Below are 24988 nucleotides of genomic sequence, written 5' to 3'. Positions count from 1 at the left end.
AAAAGGAATAGATAAAAAACGCCGGTAGAAAATTGTCAACTTAAAATCAGGATTATAAAATTGGAGGGGCTATATGAGGAAAAAAATATTTTTATTGCTTTGTCTAAGTTTACTGGGCTGTGAAAAGGGGAGCTATAAAGATGTGAAAACACAACAACAAAGTGTAAATCGAGAGGTGAAATTAGAAGAGAATTTAAAAACTCAATTGGATAACTTAAAAACTTCACTGGGAAAAATATACACTAACAATGAAAAATTAAGTTATCAATTTATAGGAAATGAAAGGGGAACAGTAACAACCTTTGTAACAGGAAAAGATCTAGTTATTCCAATTTTATATGAAAATATAGGGAATGAGCTGGTATTGAGTATCGCAATTTTAATCAATTTAGAAACGCAATCTCAACAAATTTTTATAGATAATCTATTAGTGGATTATCATCAATTCAAAAATATAATATCTAAAGCAACAGAGTGGATATATAAAACAGATAATTTTTCAAGTAAATTTCTATTGGAAAAATCTTTAAATGAAGTAGTTGAAATTACTTTACCTCAAGAGATTGAAAAAAAGAGATTTGAAACATTTATGATTTTTGATGGAGAAAGAAATTTAAGAGATCTAGTTTTAAGAGAGAGTGTAGCAAAAGAGACTCAAACGGTAATATCTTTTAAAAGAAATAAAGTTATATATTTAAATGACAAAATAAAAGAGGAGTTTATACAGGGAGCTGTGTTGGAAAATTATGATTCGATGCTCAGTGAAATCAATGCACTGGTAAAAGCTTACTCTGATTTAGATGAGTTATTAAAAAATAATTAAGAATAAATGATTTAGGAGGAGAGTATTATGAAAAAAATATTAGTGCTATTTATTTTAATAGTGTCAACGGTTTTTGCAGAGGTAAAAACACATCTTGGAAGTATGAAAATTATGAAAAATGACAAGGGTGGTGTAGAAAAAGTTGAGGCAAAAAATGTATCTCCGGGGGATATTTTAGAATATACCTTTACAATAGATAACCAAGAGGAAGAGGCTATAAAAAATCTCAATCCGACAATTCCAGTTCCCGCAGGAACAACTATAGTTCCAGATACAGGGAAACCAAGTAATTATTTAGTTAGTATAAATGGAAGAGATTATTATCCATACCCAATAGAGGTTGATGGAAAGCCAGTGGAACTATCTAGCTATAAAGGTGTAGGGTGGAATGTTGCTGAGTTAAAACCAGGAGAGAAAGCTGAGTTTCAAATGCAAGTTAAATTAAATGGAGGTGAATAGTTTAGAGAAAAATAAAATTTTTAAGTATTCTTTCGATACTAAGTAGACAGAGGGAGATGACGTATGAAGAAAAAAATTGCTAAATTTAAGTCGCTTTTAGTTGCCACTTCGCTTTTAGGAGCGGTTACCTATAGTTCTGCAATGGCATCAGTGAGAGATGATATTCCACTTGCAAACTACGATATAGGAAACCAGGCAACATTGACATACCAAACTCTTGGTGGAACAAATAAGTTATTACAATCTAATATTGTACTTACAACAATCAATCAAACATACGCATTAGCTTTAGATCCAGATAGAATGGTTGAGGTAACAGCGGGAAAAGACGCACTATTTAATCATACTTTAACAAACTATGGAAATGGAATTGATAGCTTTGATATCACTCATACATATGCGGGAAGATCAGTAAAAATGTATTTAGATGCAAATAACAATGGTGTTTTAGAGGATGGAGAAGCTGAGATAGTACCAGTAAATGGAAAATACACTATCACTGACATAGGTCCATGGGCAAGTCAAAGTATCATAGTAAGAGTAAAAACAGAGACAAATGAAACAACACCAATACAATCAACATTAACAGCTACAAGTAAAGGGGATGGCTCAAAATATGATACAGCGGCAGAGGAGATTAGATTTACAGCAAAAGCTAATGTGGGAGTTTATAAAGCTTTAAGTTCAGCTTCAGGAGCTTCAGACATGAATAGAGAGATAACTGTATATTTAAAAGTGTATAACGATTCTCCAACTTATGCAAAAGATGCGATATTATCAGATATATTAAACACTAAATTCACTTATGTAGAAAATAGTGCTAAGTGGCAAGATTATAATACAGATACAGCAGTAGCAATAACAGATAACTATGATCAAGGAGGTATAGTTTATAAGGTAGATAAGAAAAATTCAGACGGAACAGGAACTGATACTGTAAACTTTACAGTTAAACAAGTACCAGGAAATAAAGGGATTGACTCTAAAGATGGAGTTTTATCATTTAAAGTTTTAGTAAAAGAGGGAGAGGATATAGGATCAGTAACAAATAAGGCAACATATGAGTTTAAATCAGGTGAAGAAACAGATCCGATTAAAGGTAAAGAATCAAATACTGTAACATATACAATTTTAAAATATGTAAGAGCAACATTTACAGGAGATACAATAAACAATGCTCAAGCTGGACAGGAATTAAGATTTGTCAATGTCTTTAAAAATACAGCAAATGCACCAGAGATATATAATTTGACAATAGCAGATAAGTTCTTCCCAGCAGGAACAACATTTAGATTAGCTCTTCAAACTCCAGGACAAGATGAAAAACCAATATTGGATAACAATGGAGATGGAATAGTTGATACAGGGTTAGTAGCAAAAAATGAGATTGTAAATGTAATTCTATATGCACAATTGCCAAATAATATAACTAATTTACAAAGTAGTTATACTGTTAAAAAAATTGCTACAAGTACTCATACACCAACATATAATGTAAATGCTCTTGATACTTTAACAAGCTTAACAGCAGCAACAGTTGACTTAACAAATAATCAAGATTTAGTAACAAACATAAATGCACCAGGAAATGGGTTAGGACCGGAGCAATCTCCAGTAACTCAAATATCTTTAAATCCAGGACAAAAAGGAAATTTTGTTTTATATGTTAATAATACAAGTTCATATATAACAGACACATTTAAGTTAGAGGTTAGTACAAAGGCTGATTTTTCGGATCAAAATTTACCAAACGGTGTTTCTGTTAAGTTTAAGATAGGTGGAGACGTTGAAGTTACATCAACATCACCAATACTGCCAAAAGGTAGCCAAAGAGTAGATGCTGAAGTTTCAATAGCGCTTAATACGACTGCAAAGACAGTTCCTCTATATTTCAGAGTTACATCTGTAACAACAGGTGCTAGAGATATAAAATATGATTCTGTAACAATAAATGCAATTAGAAATGTCTCAATAACTCCAAATAATACGGGTTCAACTTATGCAGGCGGACAAGTTATCTATACACATTCTGTTAGAAATAATGGTAATGTTTTAGAGGGAGATGGAGCGGCAAGTGAGATTAATATTATAACAACAGAAAGTTTAGTTCAATGGGCTACAGAGATATTCTTAGATAGTAATGGAAATGGAATATTTGATATAGGAATTGATACACCATTTAGAGATTTCGCTACAATTGGTGGATTAACTCCAGGACAAGAGGTAAAAATATTTGCTAGAGTTGCAGTGCCAATTGGTGCACCTGCAGGAGTTACAAATGTTACAACAATAAGACCAGATGTAACATTGGGAACATATTCAACTCCAGCAATAGTGACTGTAGCAACAGATTCAACTACCGTTTTAGCTGAAGATTTAACAATAATTAAAGGACAAAAGCTATCTGCGGGAGGAACATATGTAACTACTACACAAAAAGCAAGTCCAGGAGAAACTATATACTATAGAATCGAAGTTAAAAATAATGGATTAGTGGATGCTAAAAATGTTCAAATAAAAGATACTGTTCCATACTTTACAACTATTCAGTCAGGAACAGGAGCGGGAGAGGGTGTGTCCTATAAGGCATCATATATAGTGACAGATGCTCAAGGAACAACAAGTTCATTTAAAGTTGCTGAAACTCAACCAGAAACTGGAAAAAGAGGAGAGATAATTGCTAATGTTGGGACATTAAAACCAAATGAAAAAGCGGCTCTATATTTCCAAGTAAAAATAGATTCAGTACCAGCAAAACCATAGTTTAAAATATAATCAAAGGAGGGTCAATATGAAAAAAATGAAATTATTCTCATTTTTATTGATTCTCCTTTTTTTTAATTTTAGAACTTATTCCAATACAGTTTTCAATATAGCTTATCTATTTACCTCAAATTTTCAAAAGATCAGTAATGAAGTGAAGGTGGAGGTTAGGGATAAAGAGCTTTATTTCAAAGAGCATATAACCAATATTAGGGAGCAATATTTAAGTGAGGAAAATAAAATTATAACGGTGGGTGAGCTAAATTTAGAAAATTATGATACCTCATTTTTCTATTTTAAGAAAAAAATGTATACTTCTTTTTATCCAACTACAATAGATTTTTTTATTCAAGAGGGGGATGGAAGTGAAGTCAGTTTAGAAAACGATCCTCAAAATCAATTTCAAACAAAACCAGTGAAAATAGAGGGAGGAAAAAAATATAAAATTACATCAATTGGATCAAATTTAAAGAATACTGTAAATCTAAAAGAGGGTGAATTTTCTTTAGAAGCCTTTGAAAATGGGCAGAGTTTAGGTGAGGTAAAAAATAAGCTTACTATTGAGAATAAAATTTTTGTAGAACCAAATATAGATAATGAATCACTACAGTATCTGGATTTTACAGGTGTTGTAAAAACTAAGCTAGATATAAAATTTCAGAATATATTAAAAGAGAAGATTCGTTTAAAAATGGACTATAGGGGTATGTATATAGGAGAGGTTAAAGGAAAGATACAAAATCAACAAATAAATTTCTACTGGAGTGATAAAGATAGATGTTTTTATTCAGAGGAACTCTTAATTTTAGGAGAGGTTACAGTAGAGGTTGAAGGTATTGGAAGTAAGGCGATAGGAGGTTCAAAAGAGGGAGAGTTCACTGTGGGTGTTTTGATAGGGGATACAAACTATGGTGGAGTAACTAATAAAGCTATTTTAGAATCTCAAAATAAGATACTTTTGGAAAAAAAATCTGAACAAAAACGGGTAAGAGTAGGTGACCTTTTAAAGTATACTTTGGAGGTTAGAGTATCTAAAGAGGACAATTTGAAAAAATTTTTATTTAAAGATTTTCTTCCAAGAGGATTTAAGTTAATAGAGAAGAGTGTTAAAGTTAGTGATGGTATTGTAAAAAATATAAAAAATCAAGAGAGTAATGGCTTTTCTTTTGAGATTGACTTTAATCAAAGGGAGTTTCAAAAATCTCTTTTAACAATAGAGTATATTGTTCGTGTAGGAGTTACATCTAAACATGGAAAAAATGTAAACAGAGCTATTATATATGGTGATAACTTTGTAAATCCAATTTTAGAATCAAATACAGCATCAGCAACAATTGATGTTGATAGTGAAAACTTCTCAGAAAAAGGGATAATATTGGGAGTTGTCTATTTAGATTTAGATGGTAACAATATATATGATAGACAAAAAGATATAGCAATTCCAGGAATAAAGATATTTTTAGAAAATGGGGATTTTGCTATAACTGATGAAAATGGAAAGTATAGCATATATGGTGAGGATGCCACAACCCATATAGGAAAAATTGATAGAAAAAGTTTAATAAAAGGGATAAAAGGAGTGAAATTGACAACTAAGCATAGTGAAAATGGAGAGTCTCAGTTTATTGACTTAAAAAAGGCTCAGCTCTATGCTGCAGATTTTGCTTTTTATATAGAGAATAGAGAGAAGAAGAGAGAGATTATTGAAAAAATAATGAAAAGAAAAGAAAAGTTAGAGGAAAAAATAAAGGAGTATATATATAGCGTAGAAAGTAAAGAGTTGTCTTTTAAAGGAGCTCCATCAGTTGTGGAAAGGAAGGAGCTAGGTAAAACAGGGACAATAAATGATATAGAGATTGTTGAATTTGAAAAAGATGAGAGCGTTAAAGAGGAGGGAAATAAAAAGGAGAAAAAAGTTATAGTAGAGAACTTAAGGGAGAGTTTAAATGTACTTTCAGCAGAGGAGATAACAAGTTCAATAGAGAGTATGGATAACTCCCTAGATATAATAAATATCTCCAATGGAGATGTTGTTCCAGAAAATATGACATTTCAAATAAAAGCACCCTCAGGTGGAGGAGTGGAACTATATATAAATGGAAAAAATGTCGATATCAGTCATATTGGTTTAAGAGCTAGTTCAGCTTTAAACTCACTATTTTTTTTGGAGTATTCCTCAGTGAAATTGGAAAAGGGTAAAAATATAGTAAAGGTTAGTTTTTTAGACCCTTTTGGAATAGAGAGAGGATCTGTAGAAAAAGAGGTTTTAGTAAGGGGAGAGCTATCTCAAGTTGTATTAAAAAAAATTCCAAAGGATGAAAATGAAGAGGATGGAGTAGAAAGTTTTATCATTAAGGGAGCGGATGAAAATGGATTGGCTATACCCCATATGTTAAATGTGTCTATATTGGAATCTGGAGGAGGGGAGTGGCTAAGTTCTGATGATAGAAAGGAGATACAGGGAATTCAGACAACAATACCACCAAATGAGGAAAAAGTTTTAAAATTTAAAACTAAACCTGGAAAACAAAATGTAAAATTTATGACAAAATTAGAGAATATTGAGAAGGAGTTTGAGTTTGAACTATATGGTAAAACTGAGGAGTTATTTATCAATGGAATTTTAGAGGGAAGATTAAATTTTAAAGGGAATAGCTCTGAAAATTTCTTCTTTGAAAAAAAGGTAAATAATCTATATAGAGATAAAATTTATTATAGAGGTGCTCTCTTTGCACAAGGACATATAAAAGATAAATACTATTTGACAATGACCTATGACAGCGCTAAAGAGAACGAGAAATTTTTTGCATATAAAGATCCAGAGGACTACTATCCAATCTATGGGGATAACTCCATAAAAGGATATGTGGGAGAATCCAAGGATGATCTCTATATAAAGGTTGATAGTGGAGAATCATATGTGATGTATGGAGATTATAAAACATCCAATCTATTTGATAATAGATTGAGATTAAATCAATATTCTAGAACTCTAACTGGTGTTTCAACAGAGATAAATGAGAAGAAAACTCGATTAAACACTTTTATAGCTAAAACAAGTAGTGAAAAAGTGGTAGATGAGTTTCAAGGAAGAGGGGTTTCAGGACCATATACACTTTCCAATAGAGATATCTTAGAGGGAAGTGAAGAGATTAAACTTATTGTATATAGCAGAGATAATGGAGGAGTTATTTCAGAGATGCCTTTGAGTAGAGGGCAAGACTACTCCATTGATTACAATTTAGGAAGAATCTATTTTTCGGAACCAATAATGAGTTATGATTTGAATTTTAATCCCATATTTATAAAAGTAAACTATGAGGTAGAGGGAGATAATGGAAATAAACACTGGGTATATGGAGCAAATGTAGAGCATCAAATTAAAGATAAAATCTTGCTAGGTGGAAGTTATGTTAAGGATGAAAACTCAATAGATGAGTATGAGATGAAGGGGATATACGCTTTATATGACGATGAAAAAAATCTCTTAATAATAGAAACTTCACAGACAAATGACCAAGAAAAGGGGTCTGGAAATGGTAGTTCTATATTCTATAAATATGAAAATGAGAGTATAGCATTGGAAGCCAATTATGAAAAATCAGATACAGGTTATTACAATCCAGATTCAAAGTTGACCCAAGGAATAGAGCGTATAGATATTGAAGCGGAATATGAGTTTTTAAATAAAAATATATTAAAATTCGAAACAGAGTTCTTAAAAGATGAACTGGAGGGAGGAGGATATAAAAAAAGAGATGTGTATTTAGGGCTGGAATTTGCTAAAAAAACAGATTTTATATATGAAATTGGAAGTAGACACTACTATAAAAGTGAATCTCTTGAGCAAAAAGAGGTGAATACGCTAGGAGCAAAAATAATTTGGGCACCTGAAAAATATAGCTTTTTAAAGGCGTTTTTAGAGTATGAACAAGACATATTATTAACTGATAAAAAAAGAGTTGCCAGTGGAGTTGATTACAATGTTAATGAGGAAACCACTGTCTATGTGAGACAGGAGTTTATATCTAATTTGGAGGATGAATATTATATTGAGCCAGAGGACGATAGTAATAGAACTTTAATAGGGGTAAAAACTAAAAGCTATTTAGATAGTGAGGTTTTTTCAGAATATAGAGAGAAAAATGAGGATGGAGGAGTTTTACCAGAAGTTGGATATGGGGTAAAGAAAGAGCTTGAAATAACAGAGAGATTAACTATTTATGGAACATTTGAAAGGATAGATCCAATTATAAAAAACTATAGTTCTGGGGAGGAGGAGACAAAACGAAAATCGTTAACTTCAATAACAGTTGGAGGAGATTATGAAATTGATAATCTAAGTAGAATGAAAGTGGACTTAGAGTTTGAGTTTGGTGATGAAAGCTCATTTTTAAGTAAGGTTGGTTATGGAAAAAAAATAACAGAGAGTTTATATTTTATAGGGAAAAATAGGTATTATACTGAGGGAGATATAGAGCAAGAGAATAGATTAATTTTAGGATTAGCATATAGAGAGAGTGAAAGTAGTAGATATAACTCTTTAAATAAGTATGAACTAAATTATTCTAAAAATATAATTGATGATAACTATAAGCAAATAGCAAATATTTTAAGAAGTTCACACAACTATAGATTTAATACGGAGTTTGATGGAACATTAACTTTTGGAGTAAAAAATATAGACACAGTATATGAAGAGATTGAAAGTAATTATACAGCGTATTTGATTGCAGGAGGATTAAGTTATAATATATATAAAAATTGGACCACTGGAATCAATATGTCTACAATTTTTGATAGTGATAAAAACTCTGATTATGGAATAGGTTTTGAAGTGGGGCATATATTTAAAAGTAATCTCTGGTTATCTTTAGGCTATAATATAGTGGGCTTTAAGGATAGAGATTTTGATCCCACAGGGGAGCTTAATCAAGGGTTGTATATAAGATTTAGAATGAACATAGGAGATATATTTGAAAAAAAGTAAGGGAAGTGATAAAATATGATGATTAGTAAAAATAGGAGGAGTTTTAAATTGGAAGATAAAATCACAATAACTATGCTAATTTTACTTACTTTGATGTTCATGAGAAATATAGCTTAAAATAAAAAGGCCCTAAAATGGGCTTTTTTATTTTATATTTAGAGAGAGTATAATACCTTCTCCATCCTCCTCAATTTGAAAGTTGTTTCCACAGGCAATAAGAGTATCTCCAAAGTTTAAGATATATTCATTATTATTGATAAGGACGTGTCTACTATCTCCTAAATTATAGAAAATATTGATAGCTTTTGATGAAAGGGATTTACCTACAAAATCTTTTTCTATGATTTTAAAATCTAAAAGCTCAACATTATCCTTATAGATTAGATTAAAATCAACACATTTTTTATCTGTAGAGCTACTAGTGTGGCTGTCACCTGAGAAAAATATATGAGAAAGAGGTTCTAAATAGTAGTTTTTACCATCAATCTCCAATTTAAGACTTCCTGAAAGAAGAACAAGTAGCCTTTTGTAGCTTTTAAAAGCTGTAAAGTTATACTCTCCAGGATTTACACTTGCAGTTGAAACTCTAAAATTAAATAGACTGTCAATGGTAGAACCATCGGGATATATATATAGCTCTCTAGAAATTCCACCAGTCCAAGGATGTTCTTTTTGATTTTCTTTTCTAACAATTTTATAATCCATAGTGCCCTCCATATATTGAAGATATTCTCAATACTTATATAGCTCATAAACTTCAAATAATCAAGGATAAATTTACAAAAAATAAAAAAAACTCTCTGAATCTATTGAGAGAGTTATTAAGCGATCTCCATAAGAGGTTTTTCATTTTTAAAAGTATTAATTACAGACTCACCTTCATTAGTAGCTTCCAGTCCTAAGATTATCAAATCTAATAGTTCATCCACAGTTTTACCTTTTAGTAGTTCTTTTATGTTACTCTCCAGCATCTTTACACCTCACTAAAAAAGTTTTAATCGTACACATATAATAATACAAAAATTTTATGAAATAGTCAAACAAAAAAGAGACTTTTTTTAAAAAAAATGTTATAATTTTTAGTGAAAATGATTTTTAATAGAACAAGAGGTCAAAATGAAAAAGAAAATATTACCGATATTAGTAGTTATATCCATTTTTATAATGGCAATCTATTCACCAAAATTAAGTGTGGATTTAAAGGGAAAAACAAAGTTTCCTCAGGAGTTCGTTCAAGGTGAAGTGACTAAAGTTATAGATGAGGAATTGATGAAAGATCCTGTTATGAAGGGGAAATTTAGAGGAGGACAGAACTTAGAAGTAAAGATTCTAGAGGGAAAACATAGAGGGGAAACTTTCAAAGTTTATAACTCGTTGAGTGCTCTTCACAATGTTTATGCCAACACAGGGCTAAAAGCTATTTTTACTGTGAGAGAGGAAAACGATAAAACTACAGTTTGGTTATATAATTTAAAGAGAGATAGAAGTATCTACTTTCTGGCGGCTATATTTATAGGAGCTGTTTTGCTCCTAGGAAAAATGAAGGGATTAAAATCTCTTTTAGCACTAATTTTTACAGGTTCAGTAATAATATATGTGCTTCTTCCACTACTTTTTAAGGGTGTTGATCCAATTTCAACGTCAATACTATTGTCATCTATTATAATAGTAGTAAGTTTTCTTCTTATAGGAGGATATGATAGAAAAACATATTCAGCTATAATTGGAACTATAAGTGGAATAACCATTGCAGGATTAATATCTTTTGGTTTTGGAAAGATAATGAGATTGAGTGGATTAAATCTGTCTGAGGGACAACAACTTCTATATATAACTAGAGATTTTAAGTTACAGATTGAAGGGTTACTATTTGTATCCATCCTGATAGCTTCTTTAGGAGCTGTTATGGATGTGGCTATGTCCATATCTTCATCTGTAAATGAGATATATCAACATAAAAAAACGCTCACATCTAGAGAGCTATTTAATTCAGCCATGATAATCGGTAGAGATATAGTTGGAACTATGATAAATACATTGATACTTGCATTTGCAGGGGGTTCATTACCTTTAATGATGATGATTTGGGGATATGGAATGGTCTATCAACAGTTTATAAATATTCCAGCTATAGCCATAGAGATTGTAAATGCTTTGGCTGGAAGTATAGGTATAATAGCGACTGTACCAGTAACTGCAGTTGTTTCAATATTATTAATAAAAAGAAAAGGGGAGGAATAATAGTGAGAAGCACTAAATTCTTAGTTTTAGGGGTTCTTTTATCTATGGCTTTAATAGGTTGTGGAAAGAAAGAGGAAGCACCTAAAACAGCAACAAACACAGAGGTTAAAGAGTATAAGGAGAATAAACTTAACCTGGAAAAAAAAGTTATTAAAAAGGGAGAGGCTGGTCCAGATGAGGTAACTCTATCATTTGCAGCTACATCAGATGTACATGGAAGAATATATCCCTATGAGTATGGAATCGATTCTGAAGATAAGAGCGCTGGTTTTGCAAAAACTTACACAATCGTAAAGAATTTAAGAGAGAAAAATCCAAACTTAATATTAATGGATATAGGGGATACTGTTCAAGATAATAGTGCAGAGTTATTCAATAACTTAGAGACTCACCCTATGGTGGAAGCTATGAATACAATGGACTATGATGCTTGGATTTTAGGAAATCATGAGTTTAACTTTGAAAAGGATTTTCTATTAAGAAATGTTAAAAACTTTAAAGGTTCTGTTATATCTGTAAATATAGAGAATGAAGATGATGGATCAAAGTTTGTATTACCATATCAAATCTATGATATTCAAGGGGTAAAAGTAGCTTTAGTTGGAGGAATCCCTCCTCATGTACCTATGTGGGAAGCATCAGCACCAGAGCATTTTAAAGGATTGACTTTTGAGGATCCTATGACAGCAGTAAAAGAGACTTTAGATGAGTTAGAAGGAAAATATGATGTACTTGTTGGAGCGTTCCACTTAGGAAGAAAAGATGAGTATGGAAAAACTGGAGCCTTTGATTTAGCAGAAGCTTATCCTCAGTTTGACCTTATATTTGCTGGTCATGAACATGCTAGATATGTGACAGATGTAAATGGAACAACAGTTCTTGAGCCAGGGGCTTATGGATGGGGAGTTTCAAATGGTGAGATTAAAGTTGTAAAAAAAGATGGTAAGTGGGAGATTAAAGATATCGTAGCTAAAAACGTTGAAACTAAGGATGTTGAAGCTGATAAAGGTATGTTAGATCAGTTTAAAAATGTTCATGATGAGTCAAGAGAAGATGCAAATAAGGTAGTTGGAAAAGTTAATGGTAAGTTTATAAAGGGAGCAGATTATATAACTGGTGAGGATAAGGTTACAACAATGCCTACATCTCAACTTCAAGATAACGCTATAATTGAGTTAATAAATGAAGTGCAAAATCACTATGCTAAGTCAGACGTTTCAGCAGCAGCTATATTTAACTTTAATTCCAATTTAAATGCAGGAGACTTTAAAAAGAAAGATGTGGCATTTATCTATAAGTATACAAATACTTTAATGGGTGTAAATATGACTGGAGAAAATCTTTTAAAATATATGGAGTGGTCAATGGCTTACTACAACCAAACAGAGCCTGGAGATGTAACAATATCATTCAACCCAAAAGTTAGAGGATATAACTATGATATGTTTGATGGAGTGAACTATAAGGTGGATATCTCTAAGCCAGCTGGAGAGAGAATCGTTGATGCTACAATAAATGGGCAACCAATAGATCCAAATAAAACATATAAAGTGGCTGTAAATAACTATAGATTCGGAACACTTATGAACTTAGGACTTGTAACAGATAAGGACAAATATTATGACTCATATGAGGAGTTACAAGATGGTGGAAGAATTAGGGATTTAATTGTAAGATATGTACAAGAAAATCTAAAGGGAGAGCTAAACCCTAAGGTTGATAACAACTGGGAAATAATCGGTTTTGATGAGAATGTCCCTGGAAAAGCTGAAGTTATTGAGAAGATTAAGACAGGTGAAATAAAAATACCTATGTCTGAAGATGGAAGAACGTTAAATGTTCAATCCATAAACATTAATAACCTATAATAGGAAAAAAAGCGAAAAAGAGGAAAGTTTTTTCCTCTTTTTTTGTTTACTTTTTTGATAAATCACGTTACAATAAATGGAATTAAAAAAATAATATATGGAATATATAAGATTGGTGCAAGTTATAGGAGGGAAAGATGTATCTATTAAAATTTAAAAAGAATTTAGTTGAAAAAGTATGGGGTGGAAGAGGATTCGAAACAACTTTGGGATTTGATTTACCAACAGATGAACTATATGGAGAGTCTTGGGAAGTGAGTTGTCACCCTGCTGGAATGTCATATGTTGAAAATGGAGAGTTAGAGGGAGAAAGTTTAGAGAGTATTTTTACAAAGTTTGGAAAAGACCTTGTTGGAGATGAGATCGTTGAAAAATATGGAGATAAGTTTCCACTTTTAATAAAATATTTAGATATAAATGATAAACTATCTGTACAGGTTCACCCAAGTGATGAGTATGCTTTAAGAGTGGAAAAAGAGTTTGGAAAAAGTGAAGTATGGTATGTGATGGAAGCTAGTTCAGATGCAAAGCTAATTTTGGGATTAAAAAAAGAGATTACACCAGAGATATATTTGGAAAAAGTTAATAAAAAAGATTTTACAGGTTTATTCAATGAGGTCAATGTAAAAAAAGGGGACTTTATAGATGTTAAACCAGGTGTTGTTCATGGAACTTTAGAGGGATCTATACTGATATGTGAGATACAGCAGAACTCAGATACAACATATAGAATATATGATTTTGATAGAGAGGTAAATGGAGTAAAAAGAGAGCTACACTTAGATAAAGCTATGGATGTAATTGAGTTTGGAAAAGAGGTAAAAATAAGTTCAGAGAGCTCTAGAGAGAAGATAAAAGAGCAAGATGCAACGGTTGAGGAGTTAATCAGAGGAGAGTATTTCTCAATTGATAGATTATTAATAGATGGAAACTTCAGTGATAGAGCTTATAAAAATTTTAAAATCTATTCAATACTTGATGGAGAGGGAACATTAAAGGCAGAGAATAGAGAGTATGAGGTTAAAAAGGGAGATACATACTTTGTACCAGCTAAGATGTCAGTAGAGATTAGTGGGAAATTGGAGATTATGAAAAGTTACATATAAAAAGTAGGGGGATGGTATATGTCAAATAAAGCAATAGCACTGCTAAAAGTTTTGTTGCATGGAGATATCCAGATAGATGAGATAACGAAGTATGTGGATTTAGACATCAACTCTATAGAGAGAAATGTAAATGTTTTAAATGAGTATTTAAAAGAGAGAGGGCTAGACCCAATAAGAAAGATAAACAATGCATATAGTTTACAAAATAAAGATGAAAAATTTTCAGAATTTTTTTCAAAATTAGACATTCTATCATCGAGAGAGAGACAGGATATATATTGTATAAGATTGCTTTTAGATGGATTTATCAACTTAGAAAAAGAGAGACAAGTGATGGGAGTTTCAAGAACTACAGCTATAAAAGATCTAAAAAAAGTGAGGGAGTTTTTAGAGGAGAGAGGTATAGAGGTAGAATCTAGAAATTCTAAGGGAATTTTTTTAAAAGAGGTAAATGTTGGGAATCTATATAATATACTTTGTGAAAAAATGATGAAACTACTTATAGATAGGGAGTTTTTATCCAGACAGAGAAAGGAACTTTTAGAGGAGATAACAATACTAAAAGAGGAGATTTACCTAGAGATATATAGTAGTGTTACAGAGAAGTTCAATCTAAAAAAATCTATATTCTCTTTCTATGCAATCTACGCTATGGGTATTATTGAAAAAATGAAAGGTCCAATTAAATATGAGATAAATAGAATAGAGGAGCATGAGGAGTACGAGAAGATATATTCAGATTTAAATAGTATAGAATTTCCAATAGAGTTAACACCTGGATTTAAAAAATTTTTAACAAGTGTGGTATTGAAGGTGAAGTACAATTGTGATTTGGATATTCCTATTAAAGAGAGCTATGAAAAATTTATAAATAGAATAAAAAAGATTTTCAAACTCACTGAAAAAGAGGGGAAAGAGTTGGAAAGTCAACTTTCCACTTGCTATGCTATAGGATATTTAGATAAAAAATATGGAGTCCTATGGGTTAGAAAAAGTCCCAACTCTAAAAGATGTAAAAGATTGGGAGAGATAGTGGAAAGAGTTTTAAAAGAGCTGAACATAGAGATGATATACTCTGACATACTGAGACTTGCAGGATGTATAACAAACTTTTTTATGACAGAGGAGTATGTGGAAGGGTTTAGAGTTTTGAGCGTTTCAAGAGATATAAATAGTGAGTATAGCCAAAGAGTGATAAAATCATTAAAAGTTTTTTATCCCAAAATAACCTTCACAACTGAATCTTTTTTAGAGTTTAGATTTAAGAGTAAAAAAGAGATAGAGAGCTATGATTTAATAATATCTGATACAGAGAGTTACAGTATAAAGAATTTAAGAAAAGTTAATACACTGAGTTTAAGAGAGATTCAAAGATGCTTTATAGAGTATGTTTTAGATAAGAGATTTGAAAATCTTGAAAATATATAATGTATTTTTTCTGAAGAGAAAAATAATAAAAAAAGTATATATACAGAGATAGGAAAAAATGGTACTCTATACGTACAAATCCTTTTCTCTAATATATCCCCCCTAATATATATTTGAGAAAATTCCAGAAGAACTCCACCCCCCCGGAGTTCTTTTTTATTGTCAAAAAAATATAAAATAAAAATGGGATGTGTGATAACATCCCATTTGTCTTAAAAATTAATGTGGTAGTCTTAATTTTTATTATTTGTTAGAAATAGATTCTACACCTGGTAATTTTTTACCCTCTAAATACTCTAGAGAAGCTCCTCCACCAGTAGAGATGTGAGAGAACTTATCAGCAAATCCTAAAGAGATTGCAGCAGCAGCAGAGTCTCCTCCACCGATTATAGTAGTAGCATTCTCTAAGTTAGCGATAGCTTCACAAACTCCAATAGTTCCTTTAGCGTAGTTAGGCATCTCAAATACACCCATAGGTCCATTCCATACAACTGTTTTTGCTCCAACTAATTGATCAGCAAATAACTTAACTGTAGCAGGTCCTACATCTAATCCCATCTCATCAGCAGGAATAGCATCTACAGATACAACTGAATGAGGTGCATCATTAGAGAACTCCTTAGAAACTACTGTATCAATAGGTAAAATGATTTTTCCATTAGCTTTCTCTAATAAAGATTTAGCTAATTCAACTTTATCCTCTTCAACAAGAGATTTTCCAGTATTCTTTCCTAAAGCCTTAAAGAAAGTGAACATCATAGCTCCACCGATTAAGATTTTATCAGCTTTAACTAATAAGTTTTCAATAACTCCAATTTTATCAGAAACTTTAGCTCCTCCTAAAATAGCAACTAGAGGTCTCTCAGGTGCATCAACAGCTCCACCGATAAATTTGATCTCTTTTTCCATTAGGAATCCAGCAGCAGTGTTTCCTTCTCCAATGTTAGCAGCAATTCCAACGTTAGAAGCGTGAGCTCTGTGAGCAGTTCCAAATGCATCATTAACGAATAGGTCTCCTAAAGAAGCCCAGTATTTTCCTAACTCTGGATCATTTTTAGATTCTTTTTTACCATCTAAATCTTCGAATCTAGTGTTTTGGAACATTAGAATCTCTCCATCTTTTAAGTTGGCAACAGCCTTTTCTAACTCCTCTCCTCTTGTAGCATTGATAAAAGTTACAGGTTGTCCTAAAAGCTCAGCTAATCTCTTAGCAACAGGCTCTATATTTCTCTTTTCTAAGTCAGCAGCCTCTTTAACTTTTCCTAAGTGAGAGAAAGCTATTACTCTTCCACCATTTTCTAAAACATATTTTATAGTTGGTAAAGCAGCTACTATTCTGTTTTCATCAGTGATTTTTCCATCCTTCATAGGAACGTTAAAATCAACTCTCATTAAAACTTTTTTACCAGCTACGTCTAAATCAGTTACAATTTTCTTTGCCATTTTGTATGAACCTCCCAAAATTTTTATAAATTACTTATATTTTCTTAAAAAAAAGCGGAACTATATAGTTCCGCTATTCTGTTTATTCTGTTTTTCCTAGATGCTCTAATTACTTAGAAATTTCTACGAAGTACTTTAAAGTTCTGATTAATTGAGCAGTATAAGACATCTCGTTATCATACCAAGAAACTGTCTTAACTAATTGCTTATCTCCAACAGTCATAACTCTTGTTTGAGTTGCATCAAATAATGATCCAAACTCGATTCCGATGATATCAGAAGATACTAAATCTTCCTCAGTGTATCCGAATGACTCATTTGCAGCTTTTTTCATAGCAGCGTTGATCTCAGCAACAGTTACAGGTTTCTCTAAAACAGTTACTAACTCAGTTAATGATCCAGTGATAACTGGTACTCTTTGAGCAGAACCATCTAATTTTCCAGCTAATGCAGGGATAACTAATCCAATTGCTTTTGCAGCTCCAGTTGTGTTAGGAACGATGTTAGCAGCAGCAGCTCTAGCTCTTCTTAAATCTCCTTTAGCGTGTGGTGCATCTAATGTGTTTTGGTCATTTGTATAAGCGTGAATTGTAGTCATTAATCCTTCTACGATTCCGAACTCATCATTTAATACTTTAGCCATTGGTGCTAAACAGTTAGTTGTACAAGAAGCTCCTGAAATTACTGTCTCTGTACCATCTAAAATGTTGTGGTTTACGTTGAATACTACAGTTTTTAAATCTCCTGTTGCAGGTGCAGAGATAACTACTTTTTTAGCTCCAGCTTCTAAGTGAAGTCCAGCTTTCTCTTGAGAAGTGAAGAATCCAGTACACTCAAGAACAACGTCTACGTTTAACTCTCCCCATGGTAAGTTTTTAGGATCTCTATCAGCTAAAACTTTAATCTCTTTTCCGTTAACTGAGAATCCTCCTTCGATAACCTCGATAGTTCCATTGAATCTACCTTGTGCAGAGTCATATTTGAAAAGGTGAGCAAGAGTTTTTGCGTCTGTTAAGTCGTTTATTGCTACCACTTCAAACTCTGGGTTGTTGATCATTAATCTTAATGCTAATCTTCCAATTCTTCCGAATCCATTAATCGCTACTTTAACTGCCATTTGGAAACCTCCTAAAATTTATGTTTTTTTTAAATTAAGTTCAATAAATAATTGTACATCTTTGTATGGAATACTAGAAAATCTTGTATTTCCTTTTTCTTTTTTTCTAAAATGCTTTTGTTTATGTCTTAATGATATATTATCTTGCCTAATTTGTCAATTTATTCAGGGGAACTAAAATTAATCTTTTTATGATTACTTTTTCATTAAAATTATAGTATAATTGAAAAAAAGAAATTGGGGGGAGATTATATAGATGCTCAAAATTATACTCTTTTCTCTTTTATTATATACTGGTTTATTGGGAGAAGAGCATACAATTTTATTGGAAAATGAAAATAGTTTTTTCTTTTATAAAGATAAAGATGAATACAAAGGTTTATATCCTAAAATATTCAAAGATATAAATAAAGATAAAAAAATGAATCTAAAATTAAAGGAGTTGGATACTAATCTAATTTTAGATATGGAAAAGGGAAAAGATAGCTTAATAATGGATCTGGTAGAAAATGAAGAGAGAAGACAGAAGTACTACTTCATTCCTACCTTTTTTTATTTAAAGGCAAATATATATTTTTTAAACAGTGAGTATATTGATATAACCAACTTTTATAAAAAAAGAGTTGGAATTATTAAGGGTTCATATTTAGATCAGGAGTTTTTAGATAGATATGACTTCTTAAATCTTGAAATAGTGGATATCAAAACCCGTGAAAAAGGGGTCGAGATGTTGAAAAATAAAGAGATAGATGGATTTGTTGCAGATAATCAATATGGGTTTAAAGATAATATTAAAAAGATTGAACTGAATAGAATACCTATAATGGTCACAACCTTAGCGGTTCCTAAGACAGAAAAAAAACTTTATAAAGAGTTGAAAAAATATTTTGATGGAATATCACCAGAGGCTTTAAAAAATATGATAAGTAGTTCCAGAAGAGAGTTTTACAGAGATAGATTTAAAGATAAATATATAGGCTTAAAAGGAAAGACAGTGGAAGTAGTTTTTCCCAGTGAAAAAAGCAATTACCCACTCTATTATATGGAGAATGGGATAGAGAAGGGACTGGCTGTTGAATATCTAAATGATGTAGAGAATATATTGGATATTCAGATTAGAAAGATATTTTATTCCAAGGAGAGAGGTTGGCAAAGTGGTGATATAGCTATAGCGTCAATACCTGAAAGTGATTTAAAGGAGAGTGGAAACTATACAAATCCATACTATACATTGATACCTGTTATATTCAATAGAAAGGAGGATGGATTTATAAATAATCTAGCTGAAGCTAGAACAAAGAGATTTGCGGTTGTGGAAAACTCCTACTATATAAGTTATCTAAAGAAATTTATAAAATCAGAAAACTTTGTATATGTAAAAGATATAGATGAAGCAATAGAGAAAGTTAGAAATAAAGAGGTTGATTATGGTATTTGTGACCATAAAATTTTAAGTAATAAGCTCTATAACAGTGGATATGATAGCGAGATAAAAATAGCGGGTATCCCAGATAAAAAATATGATGTCTCCATGGTTGTAAAGGGGAATCAGAGTGAACTTTCTGAAGCTTTAAAAGATATATCAGTAAGTTTTTTAAATGAAAATATGAGCAAAAATATGTATTTAGAAAAAAATAGTTATCAAACAGATAAGTCAAAAAAGATGTTGATATTTTCAGCTGGACTTTTACTATTGAGTTTGATTTTACTATATAAAGGTAGAAAAAATTTGCTTGAAAAGAAAAAATATGAAGATTTAATGTTATCTTTAGTTTCGGCATTAGAAGCTGTAAATCAGTTTAATGATCTAGAAACAGGAAATCATATAAAAAGATTAAATAGATATTCTGAACTACTGGCAGTTAAGTTGGGATGTAATAAAAAGTTTTATGAAGAGATAGGAAAAGTTGCTTCACTGCATGATGTTGGAAAAATAGGAATAGATAGAAGTATACTAAAAAAACCGGGAAAATTAACAGATGAGGAGTTTGAGGTAATAAAAACCCATCCTGAAATAGGTTATGAGATAATAAAAAAATCAGGAGTCAGTGTAATGGCTGAAAATATAGCTAGGTATCATCATGAAAAATGGAATGGAACGGGTTATCCCTATGGTTTAAAGGGAGGGGATATTCCACTGGAAGCAAGAATAGTGACCATAGTGGATATGTATGACGCTCTGAGGCAAAAAAGAGTCTATAAGGAGGGGTTTACCCATGAGAGAGCTATTGAGATAATAAAAAGTGAGAGTGGGAAAAGTTTTGATCCAGATATAGTGAAAGTGTTCTTAGAGAATGAGTTTAAATTTGAAAGACTTTTTAATTCAGATGTTTAATATATAAAAAGGGATAGTTTAACTATCCCTTTTCTTTATATTATTTAAATCTATTTTACCACAATTGGTTCTAATCCTTGAACATCTAACCATTGAGAAAGAGTTAAATTATTTAACTCTCCAAAACCTTTTTCAGGGATAGCTTTTCTAGCTAAAGTAACGTATGGACCACAAGTTAATGATGTACCAATCTCTCCAGGTTTCATAATAGTGTAAGCGAAACCTACGTATGTTCTATCATATGCTACATGGGAATCTTTTCCACACTCAACAACAGACCATACAATAGCTTTTCTGTGATCCTCTAAGAATTTTTTTAAATCCTCTGGATTATCATTTTCAGTCCAAATTCCAGCGTCTTCTATAAATAGACTTGCATCCTTATCTCTGTCTTTAGCTATAGATATTGCTATAAAACACCAAACACCATATCCCTCATTCTCTTTAAACTCTCTGTTTTCAGTGGGTCTATATGCTGTAACTCCTTTGTTGGCACAAATCATATGAGAACCAGGTAAAGGAGTGAATCTTCTTTTAGATTCAGTTCCGAAAAGTTCAACTCCAGCTTCTAAAAGAGGCTTAGCATCATATACTTTTAAGACAGAACCATCAAATTGTGGAACCTCCAAAACTGTAGGATTTGAGTCATCTGCAATTGAGTCATGTCTAGCTAAATCATATCCCCAAACTTGACCTGCAAGCCCACAAAAAGATGAAGCTGTTAACATATTTATCTGACCTACATAAGCATCATTAACCTCAGCTCTATCATAAGCGACGATACCATCTATTAAAATATCGTCTGTTTTAGGAACTGTACCTACAGAAACCTTTAAAACAGAAACATATCCATTTCCTGTTGAGCCAGGAGCTCCATATCCATCACAATAATCCTCATAAAAACTAATAGCTGTTTTGTCAATTCTCATATTTGTTCCTCCTTTATTTTAAAAAAGTTCAGCGATCATGCATCTTACAGATCCACCACCATAGATTTCAATGGTAGAGATATCAGAGTATATAATTTCAGAACTTTTTTTGATCACATCTATCTGTTCCTTAGTAAAGCCATTAAAAGCCGTTTCAGACATAAGTGTATAACGTTTTCCCTGAGAGTTTTTTAACTCTAAAACATTGCCACAGAATTTTAAAACCTGATCTAAAGAGATATCTATAATCTCTTTTCCAGAGTTTATTATTGAAGTTTTAACATTCTCTCTCTCATTGGAATCAGTTATGGCATCTAAACAAATGACAACAAAATTCTCAGTGACACCCATCATTACATTTGTATGGTATATGGGTGTCTCTTTATTGTTGAAGTTTTGAGTAGAATGAAACTTAACTGATCTATAGTTTGTTATTTTACAAAACTCACTTAAAACATCCTCATTTGCTCTTGGAGAAAGAGAGCAATAGGCTATTTTATTGACTCTATCTAAAACCAAAGCTCCAGTTCCCTCTAAAAATTTATTCTCTTTTTCAAAAGAGGTTAAATCTATCACATCTATGGGGTGTGTAAAAAGATTTTTTAAAGTTGGAAGAAACTTAACTCTTTCCAATCGTCTATTTTCAGCAAACATGGGATAAACAATAAGCGTGTTATCACAGTGCGAGCTGAACCAGTTATTTGGAAAAATACTATCAGGTGTATATGGTGTAGACGTATCTTGAATAACATTTACATGTATTCCAACATCTTTCATTTTATTAACAAGTGAATCAAACTCATTTAAAGCTCTTTTTTCCACCAAATTAGGGTCCTCTTGAAGATCCTTTTGATAAGCGTTGTTAACAGCAGTTTGGGCATTATAGTAAAACCGAACAGGTTTAATCATAAGAACCCTATCTGTTATTTGACTATTATTCATATTCTCATCCCTTTTCATTATCCTAATAAAGCTTTATAATTCATAATTAAATATATCAATCCTAAAATTCCAAGAATAAACAAAACTATTGAAAATACTTTTTCCTCTTTATTAAATTCAGGATTAGTTGGATCAAACTCTTTTCTGGCTCTCATAAAGAATGGGATACCAATAGCATAGATAACAGCAGCAAGAAGCATATAGTTTAATCCAGCAGCATATACAAGCCATAGACCATAGATTGTTCCTAAAAGACCTGTTATTTCAGCATTTTTTCTACTTGCAAATATATTAGTTGGGTAGTTATCATTTTTTGCAGCGATTTTCCATAGATATGCAGTACAAACTATATAACAAGGTAAAACCATCACTCCAGTGATACTTAACATTAAGTTCCAAGCGTTGTTAGAGAAGTAAACTACAATCATAGTTATCTGCATAATAATACTTGAAATAAGTAGTGAAAATGATGGAGAATCATTTTTATTTACTTTAGCAAAAGCCTTAGGGAAAGTTTTACCTTTAGCAGCAGCAAATGGAAGTTCAGCAAGCATAATAGTCCAAACAAGCCAAGAGCTTAGAATAGCTATCATAACTCCAATATTCATTAACCAATCTCCCCACTGTCCAACAATTCCACCTAAAACAGCTGCTGTTGATGGAGCTGCCATAGTTGAAAGTTCTCCTTGAGAGAAGTGTCCAAGAGGAAGTAAAGAAAGTAAAGTATAAAGAATTAAACATCCTAAAAATCCTAAAAGAGTTGCCTTTCCAACCTCTGCTTGATCTTTAGCTCTATCTGATATAACAACTGCACCCTCTATTCCTATAAATACCCAAAGAGTAACAAGCATTGTACTTTTTACTTGACTTAAAAGACTGCCAAGAGGTTTATCGGCAAGATAAGTGATAGTTTCAGTACCCCAGAAGTTAGTGAAGAAAAAGCCAACTTTAAATACAAATGCAGTGATTAATAGGAATAATACTATTGGAACAAGTTTACCAATAGTTCCGATAGTGTTTAAAGAAGTTGCTCCCTTAACACCAGCGAGAACAATAAAGTATATTATCCATATAACCAGTGAACCACCGATAACTGAGTTAAAGTTATTTCCACCTGTAAAATATCCAGGGAAGAAATAATCTAAAGAGTCCATTAGTAAAACTGCATAACCGATATTGGCAAAACAGTTACAAATCCAATAACCCCAAGCCATAAGGAAACCAGTAAAGTTTCCGAATCCAAGTTCACCATAAGCATAGATTCCCGTTGTTGCATCTGGTCTAGCTTCTGCCAAGATTCTAAATGTGTTGGCAACAAACCACATTCCCAGCCCTGTTATAACCCAAGCAATAATAATAGCTCCAGCCCCAGCCGATTGAGCCATATTCTGAGGTAGATTAAACACTCCTCCACCAATCATAGCACTGATAACGACAGCGGTAAGAGCCACTAAACCAAGTTTTTTACTATCATCAGCCATTTTAAACCCTCCTTAAAAAAATTAATTTATGATATTGTTAAAGAAAACATTCAAGTTTCCTTTAAAAAATATTTTTTATTTTAAACCTTATAAGTTCCTTGATATTTTCTATAAGTAAAAAATAGGTAGCTTTATTTTCAATATTTAAGTTTTTTTCACTGATATCTTTTTTAAATCGATTTTCAGAGTGCTTAATTCTTTTTAGAAGCATATGGTATGTGTAACTATTGGAATTTAAGGTTGCTAAATCCCTTAAAATTATGGCTAGTTCAGATGTTACTGAAATATCTGTAGAGATTTTATTAAAGCACTCTCTAATTTTTAAAAGAACTATATACTCTGAAAATTTTAGAGAATAGTTTTTGGAGATATCTACACTTTTAAAAAAAAAGCTATTTTCTTTCTCCATTTCTACTAAATTTTTACAGTCATCTAAATTGAGTTTTAGTTCTTCAAAAAGCTCATCCTGTCTCAGTGAAACTGCCTTATATTTTAAGGCTTTAGCAAAGTCAAAGATAATATCTCTCATAGTTGAATCAATCTTTTCCAGTTGAGATATAATCTCATTGTTCTGGCTAGGCATATAGAGATTGGAGAGTATAGCACAGAGAACTCCAACCAAAAGAAGTAGATATTGATCAAACACAAATATGAGTGATACATTTTTATCAAGTAAAAAGTGTGTAGCTAAAACAATATTGGTAAAAAATCCCTGCATTAAGTTAAAACGAATACAAAGAGGCATAAAAATAGCTGTAAATATAACCAATGATATGGGATTAAATCTAAATAATTTAATTGTGGTAGCGGATAGAATTAAGCCGAAAGAAGCGGCTAAAACTCGTTCAAGAGAGCTCCTTAAAGAAGCCTTTCTCGTGCTTTCCAAACTTAAAATACAGATGGTAGCAGCGGCATACTGATATTCCAAGGAGAGATATTGTGCAATAAGAACAGCGACATAAGGAGCGAACATATTTTTTAAAATTTTATGCTTGTCATAGGTACTTAACTTATCAAATATCATAAAAGCTCCTCCAAAGAATAAAATTACTATCTATGACAC

General features: G+C 31.8%; 17 protein-coding genes. 9 read left to right on the top strand and 8 right to left on the bottom strand.

Going from position 1 to position 24988, the window contains the following annotated elements; translation table 11 throughout:
* Window positions 1–142 precede the first annotated feature (142 nt).
* The 4 genes from ACMOUI_RS12955 to ACMOUI_RS12940 all read left to right on the top strand — a co-directional run bounded on the left by ACMOUI_RS12955 (window position 143) and on the right by ACMOUI_RS12940 (window position 9035).
* Window positions 143–823: a hypothetical protein gene (locus ACMOUI_RS12955; protein ID WP_418966114.1), complete on the top strand. Its 681-nt coding sequence runs from the start codon at window positions 143–145 to the stop codon at window positions 821–823.
* 27 nt (window positions 824–850) lie between these two features.
* The gene (locus ACMOUI_RS12950) at window positions 851–1282 is read left to right on the top strand and encodes a hypothetical protein (protein ID WP_418966113.1); all 432 of its coding nucleotides are present in this window, start codon (window positions 851–853) and stop codon (window positions 1280–1282) included.
* Between the two features lie 63 nt (window positions 1283–1345).
* Window positions 1346–4045 carry a hypothetical protein gene (locus ACMOUI_RS12945; protein WP_418966112.1) on the top strand — a complete coding sequence of 900 codons (2700 nt, stop codon included), beginning with the start codon at window positions 1346–1348 and terminating at the stop codon, window positions 4043–4045.
* A 28-nt stretch (window positions 4046–4073) separates the two neighbouring features.
* Entirely contained in the window at window positions 4074–9035 is a 4962-nt protein-coding gene (locus ACMOUI_RS12940; RefSeq protein ID WP_418966111.1) for a hypothetical protein, read from the top strand.
* Window positions 9036–9179: 144 nt separating this feature from the next.
* Here ACMOUI_RS12940 and ACMOUI_RS12935 read toward each other — a convergent pair whose 3' ends face one another.
* Window positions 9180–9740, bottom strand: a complete 561-nt coding sequence (locus ACMOUI_RS12935; protein ID WP_418966110.1) for a HutD family protein — start codon at window positions 9738–9740, stop codon at window positions 9180–9182.
* A gap of 116 nt (window positions 9741–9856) precedes the next feature.
* The gene (locus ACMOUI_RS12930) at window positions 9857–10006 is read right to left on the bottom strand and encodes a hypothetical protein (RefSeq protein WP_418966109.1); all 150 of its coding nucleotides are present in this window, start codon (window positions 10004–10006) and stop codon (window positions 9857–9859) included.
* A 145-nt stretch (window positions 10007–10151) separates the two neighbouring features.
* Between ACMOUI_RS12930 and ACMOUI_RS12925 the strand changes: the two genes are divergently transcribed.
* The 4 genes from ACMOUI_RS12925 to ACMOUI_RS12910 all read left to right on the top strand — a co-directional run bounded on the left by ACMOUI_RS12925 (window position 10152) and on the right by ACMOUI_RS12910 (window position 15678).
* Window positions 10152–11276, top strand: a complete 1125-nt coding sequence (locus ACMOUI_RS12925; protein WP_418966108.1) for a YibE/F family protein — start codon at window positions 10152–10154, stop codon at window positions 11274–11276.
* 2 nt (window positions 11277–11278) lie between these two features.
* Complete coding sequence (locus ACMOUI_RS12920) at window positions 11279–13144, top strand: bifunctional metallophosphatase/5'-nucleotidase (protein WP_418966107.1); 1866 nt, start codon at window positions 11279–11281, stop codon at window positions 13142–13144.
* A gap of 137 nt (window positions 13145–13281) precedes the next feature.
* Window positions 13282–14250, top strand: a complete 969-nt coding sequence (locus ACMOUI_RS12915) for a type I phosphomannose isomerase catalytic subunit (protein ID WP_418966106.1) — start codon at window positions 13282–13284, stop codon at window positions 14248–14250.
* Between the two features lie 18 nt (window positions 14251–14268).
* A complete protein-coding gene (locus ACMOUI_RS12910) occupies window positions 14269–15678 on the top strand; it encodes a hypothetical protein (RefSeq protein WP_418966105.1) in 1410 nt (469 codons plus the stop codon).
* A 243-nt stretch (window positions 15679–15921) separates the two neighbouring features.
* On the opposite strand, the gene ACMOUI_RS12905 is transcribed toward ACMOUI_RS12910, so the two are convergent.
* Window positions 15922–17121, bottom strand: coding sequence for a phosphoglycerate kinase (locus ACMOUI_RS12905; protein WP_418966104.1), 1200 nt, complete (start codon window positions 17119–17121; stop codon window positions 15922–15924).
* A 109-nt stretch (window positions 17122–17230) separates the two neighbouring features.
* Complete coding sequence (gene gap, locus ACMOUI_RS12900) at window positions 17231–18238, bottom strand: type I glyceraldehyde-3-phosphate dehydrogenase (protein WP_418966103.1); 1008 nt, start codon at window positions 18236–18238, stop codon at window positions 17231–17233.
* A gap of 256 nt (window positions 18239–18494) precedes the next feature.
* Here gap and ACMOUI_RS12895 point away from each other — a divergent pair, with 256 nt between their 5' ends.
* On the top strand, window positions 18495–20573 hold the full coding sequence (locus ACMOUI_RS12895; RefSeq protein ID WP_418966102.1) for an HD domain-containing phosphohydrolase: 2079 nt from the start codon (window positions 18495–18497) through the stop codon (window positions 20571–20573).
* 50 nt (window positions 20574–20623) lie between these two features.
* Here ACMOUI_RS12895 and hdcA read toward each other — a convergent pair whose 3' ends face one another.
* The 4 genes from hdcA to ACMOUI_RS12875 all read right to left on the bottom strand — a co-directional run bounded on the left by hdcA (window position 20624) and on the right by ACMOUI_RS12875 (window position 24949).
* Complete coding sequence (hdcA, locus tag ACMOUI_RS12890; RefSeq protein WP_418966101.1) at window positions 20624–21502, bottom strand: histidine decarboxylase, pyruvoyl type; 879 nt, start codon at window positions 21500–21502, stop codon at window positions 20624–20626.
* An 18-nt stretch (window positions 21503–21520) separates the two neighbouring features.
* Window positions 21521–22444 carry a citrulline utilization hydrolase CtlX gene (ctlX, locus tag ACMOUI_RS12885; RefSeq protein WP_418966100.1) on the bottom strand — a complete coding sequence of 308 codons (924 nt, stop codon included), beginning with the start codon at window positions 22442–22444 and terminating at the stop codon, window positions 21521–21523.
* Between the two features lie 17 nt (window positions 22445–22461).
* Window positions 22462–23925 carry a basic amino acid/polyamine antiporter gene (locus ACMOUI_RS12880; RefSeq protein WP_418966099.1) on the bottom strand — a complete coding sequence of 488 codons (1464 nt, stop codon included), beginning with the start codon at window positions 23923–23925 and terminating at the stop codon, window positions 22462–22464.
* 61 nt (window positions 23926–23986) lie between these two features.
* Window positions 23987–24949, bottom strand: a complete 963-nt coding sequence (locus ACMOUI_RS12875; RefSeq protein ID WP_418966098.1) for an aromatic acid exporter family protein — start codon at window positions 24947–24949, stop codon at window positions 23987–23989.
* Window positions 24950–24988: the final 39 nt, after the last annotated feature.

Source organism: Cetobacterium sp. (assembly GCF_048470075.1).
Taxonomy (GTDB): Bacteria; Fusobacteriota; Fusobacteriia; order Fusobacteriales; family Fusobacteriaceae; genus Cetobacterium_A.
Note: the sequence above shows the minus strand (reverse complement) of the source record. Positions and strands in the feature narration are given on the sequence as shown.

What these genes read in the sequence shown, in the direction of transcription:
- ACMOUI_RS12950 (WP_418966113.1), top strand. Translation starts at nt 851, where the DNA reads ATGAAAAAAATATTAGTGCTATTTATTTTAATAGTGTCAACGGTTTTT.
- ACMOUI_RS12945 (WP_418966112.1), top strand. Translation starts at nt 1,346, where the DNA reads ATGAAGAAAAAAATTGCTAAATTTAAGTCGCTTTTAGTTGCCACTTCG.
- ACMOUI_RS12940 (WP_418966111.1), top strand. Translation starts at nt 4,074, where the DNA reads ATGAAAAAAATGAAATTATTCTCATTTTTATTGATTCTCCTTTTTTTT.
- ACMOUI_RS12935 (WP_418966110.1), bottom strand. Translation starts at nt 9,740, where the DNA reads ATGGATTATAAAATTGTTAGAAAAGAAAATCAAAAAGAACATCCTTGG.
- ACMOUI_RS12930 (WP_418966109.1), bottom strand. Translation starts at nt 10,006, where the DNA reads ATGCTGGAGAGTAACATAAAAGAACTACTAAAAGGTAAAACTGTGGAT.
- ACMOUI_RS12925 (WP_418966108.1), top strand. Translation starts at nt 10,152, where the DNA reads ATGAAAAAGAAAATATTACCGATATTAGTAGTTATATCCATTTTTATA.
- ACMOUI_RS12915 (WP_418966106.1), top strand. Translation starts at nt 13,282, where the DNA reads ATGTATCTATTAAAATTTAAAAAGAATTTAGTTGAAAAAGTATGGGGT.
- ACMOUI_RS12910 (WP_418966105.1), top strand. Translation starts at nt 14,269, where the DNA reads ATGTCAAATAAAGCAATAGCACTGCTAAAAGTTTTGTTGCATGGAGAT.
- ACMOUI_RS12905 (WP_418966104.1), bottom strand. Translation starts at nt 17,121, where the DNA reads ATGGCAAAGAAAATTGTAACTGATTTAGACGTAGCTGGTAAAAAAGTT.
- gap (WP_418966103.1), bottom strand. Translation starts at nt 18,238, where the DNA reads ATGGCAGTTAAAGTAGCGATTAATGGATTCGGAAGAATTGGAAGATTA.
- ACMOUI_RS12895 (WP_418966102.1), top strand. Translation starts at nt 18,495, where the DNA reads ATGCTCAAAATTATACTCTTTTCTCTTTTATTATATACTGGTTTATTG.
- hdcA (WP_418966101.1), bottom strand. Translation starts at nt 21,502, where the DNA reads ATGAGAATTGACAAAACAGCTATTAGTTTTTATGAGGATTATTGTGAT.
- ctlX (WP_418966100.1), bottom strand. Translation starts at nt 22,444, where the DNA reads ATGAATAATAGTCAAATAACAGATAGGGTTCTTATGATTAAACCTGTT.
- ACMOUI_RS12880 (WP_418966099.1), bottom strand. Translation starts at nt 23,925, where the DNA reads ATGGCTGATGATAGTAAAAAACTTGGTTTAGTGGCTCTTACCGCTGTC.
- ACMOUI_RS12875 (WP_418966098.1), bottom strand. Translation starts at nt 24,949, where the DNA reads ATGATATTTGATAAGTTAAGTACCTATGACAAGCATAAAATTTTAAAA.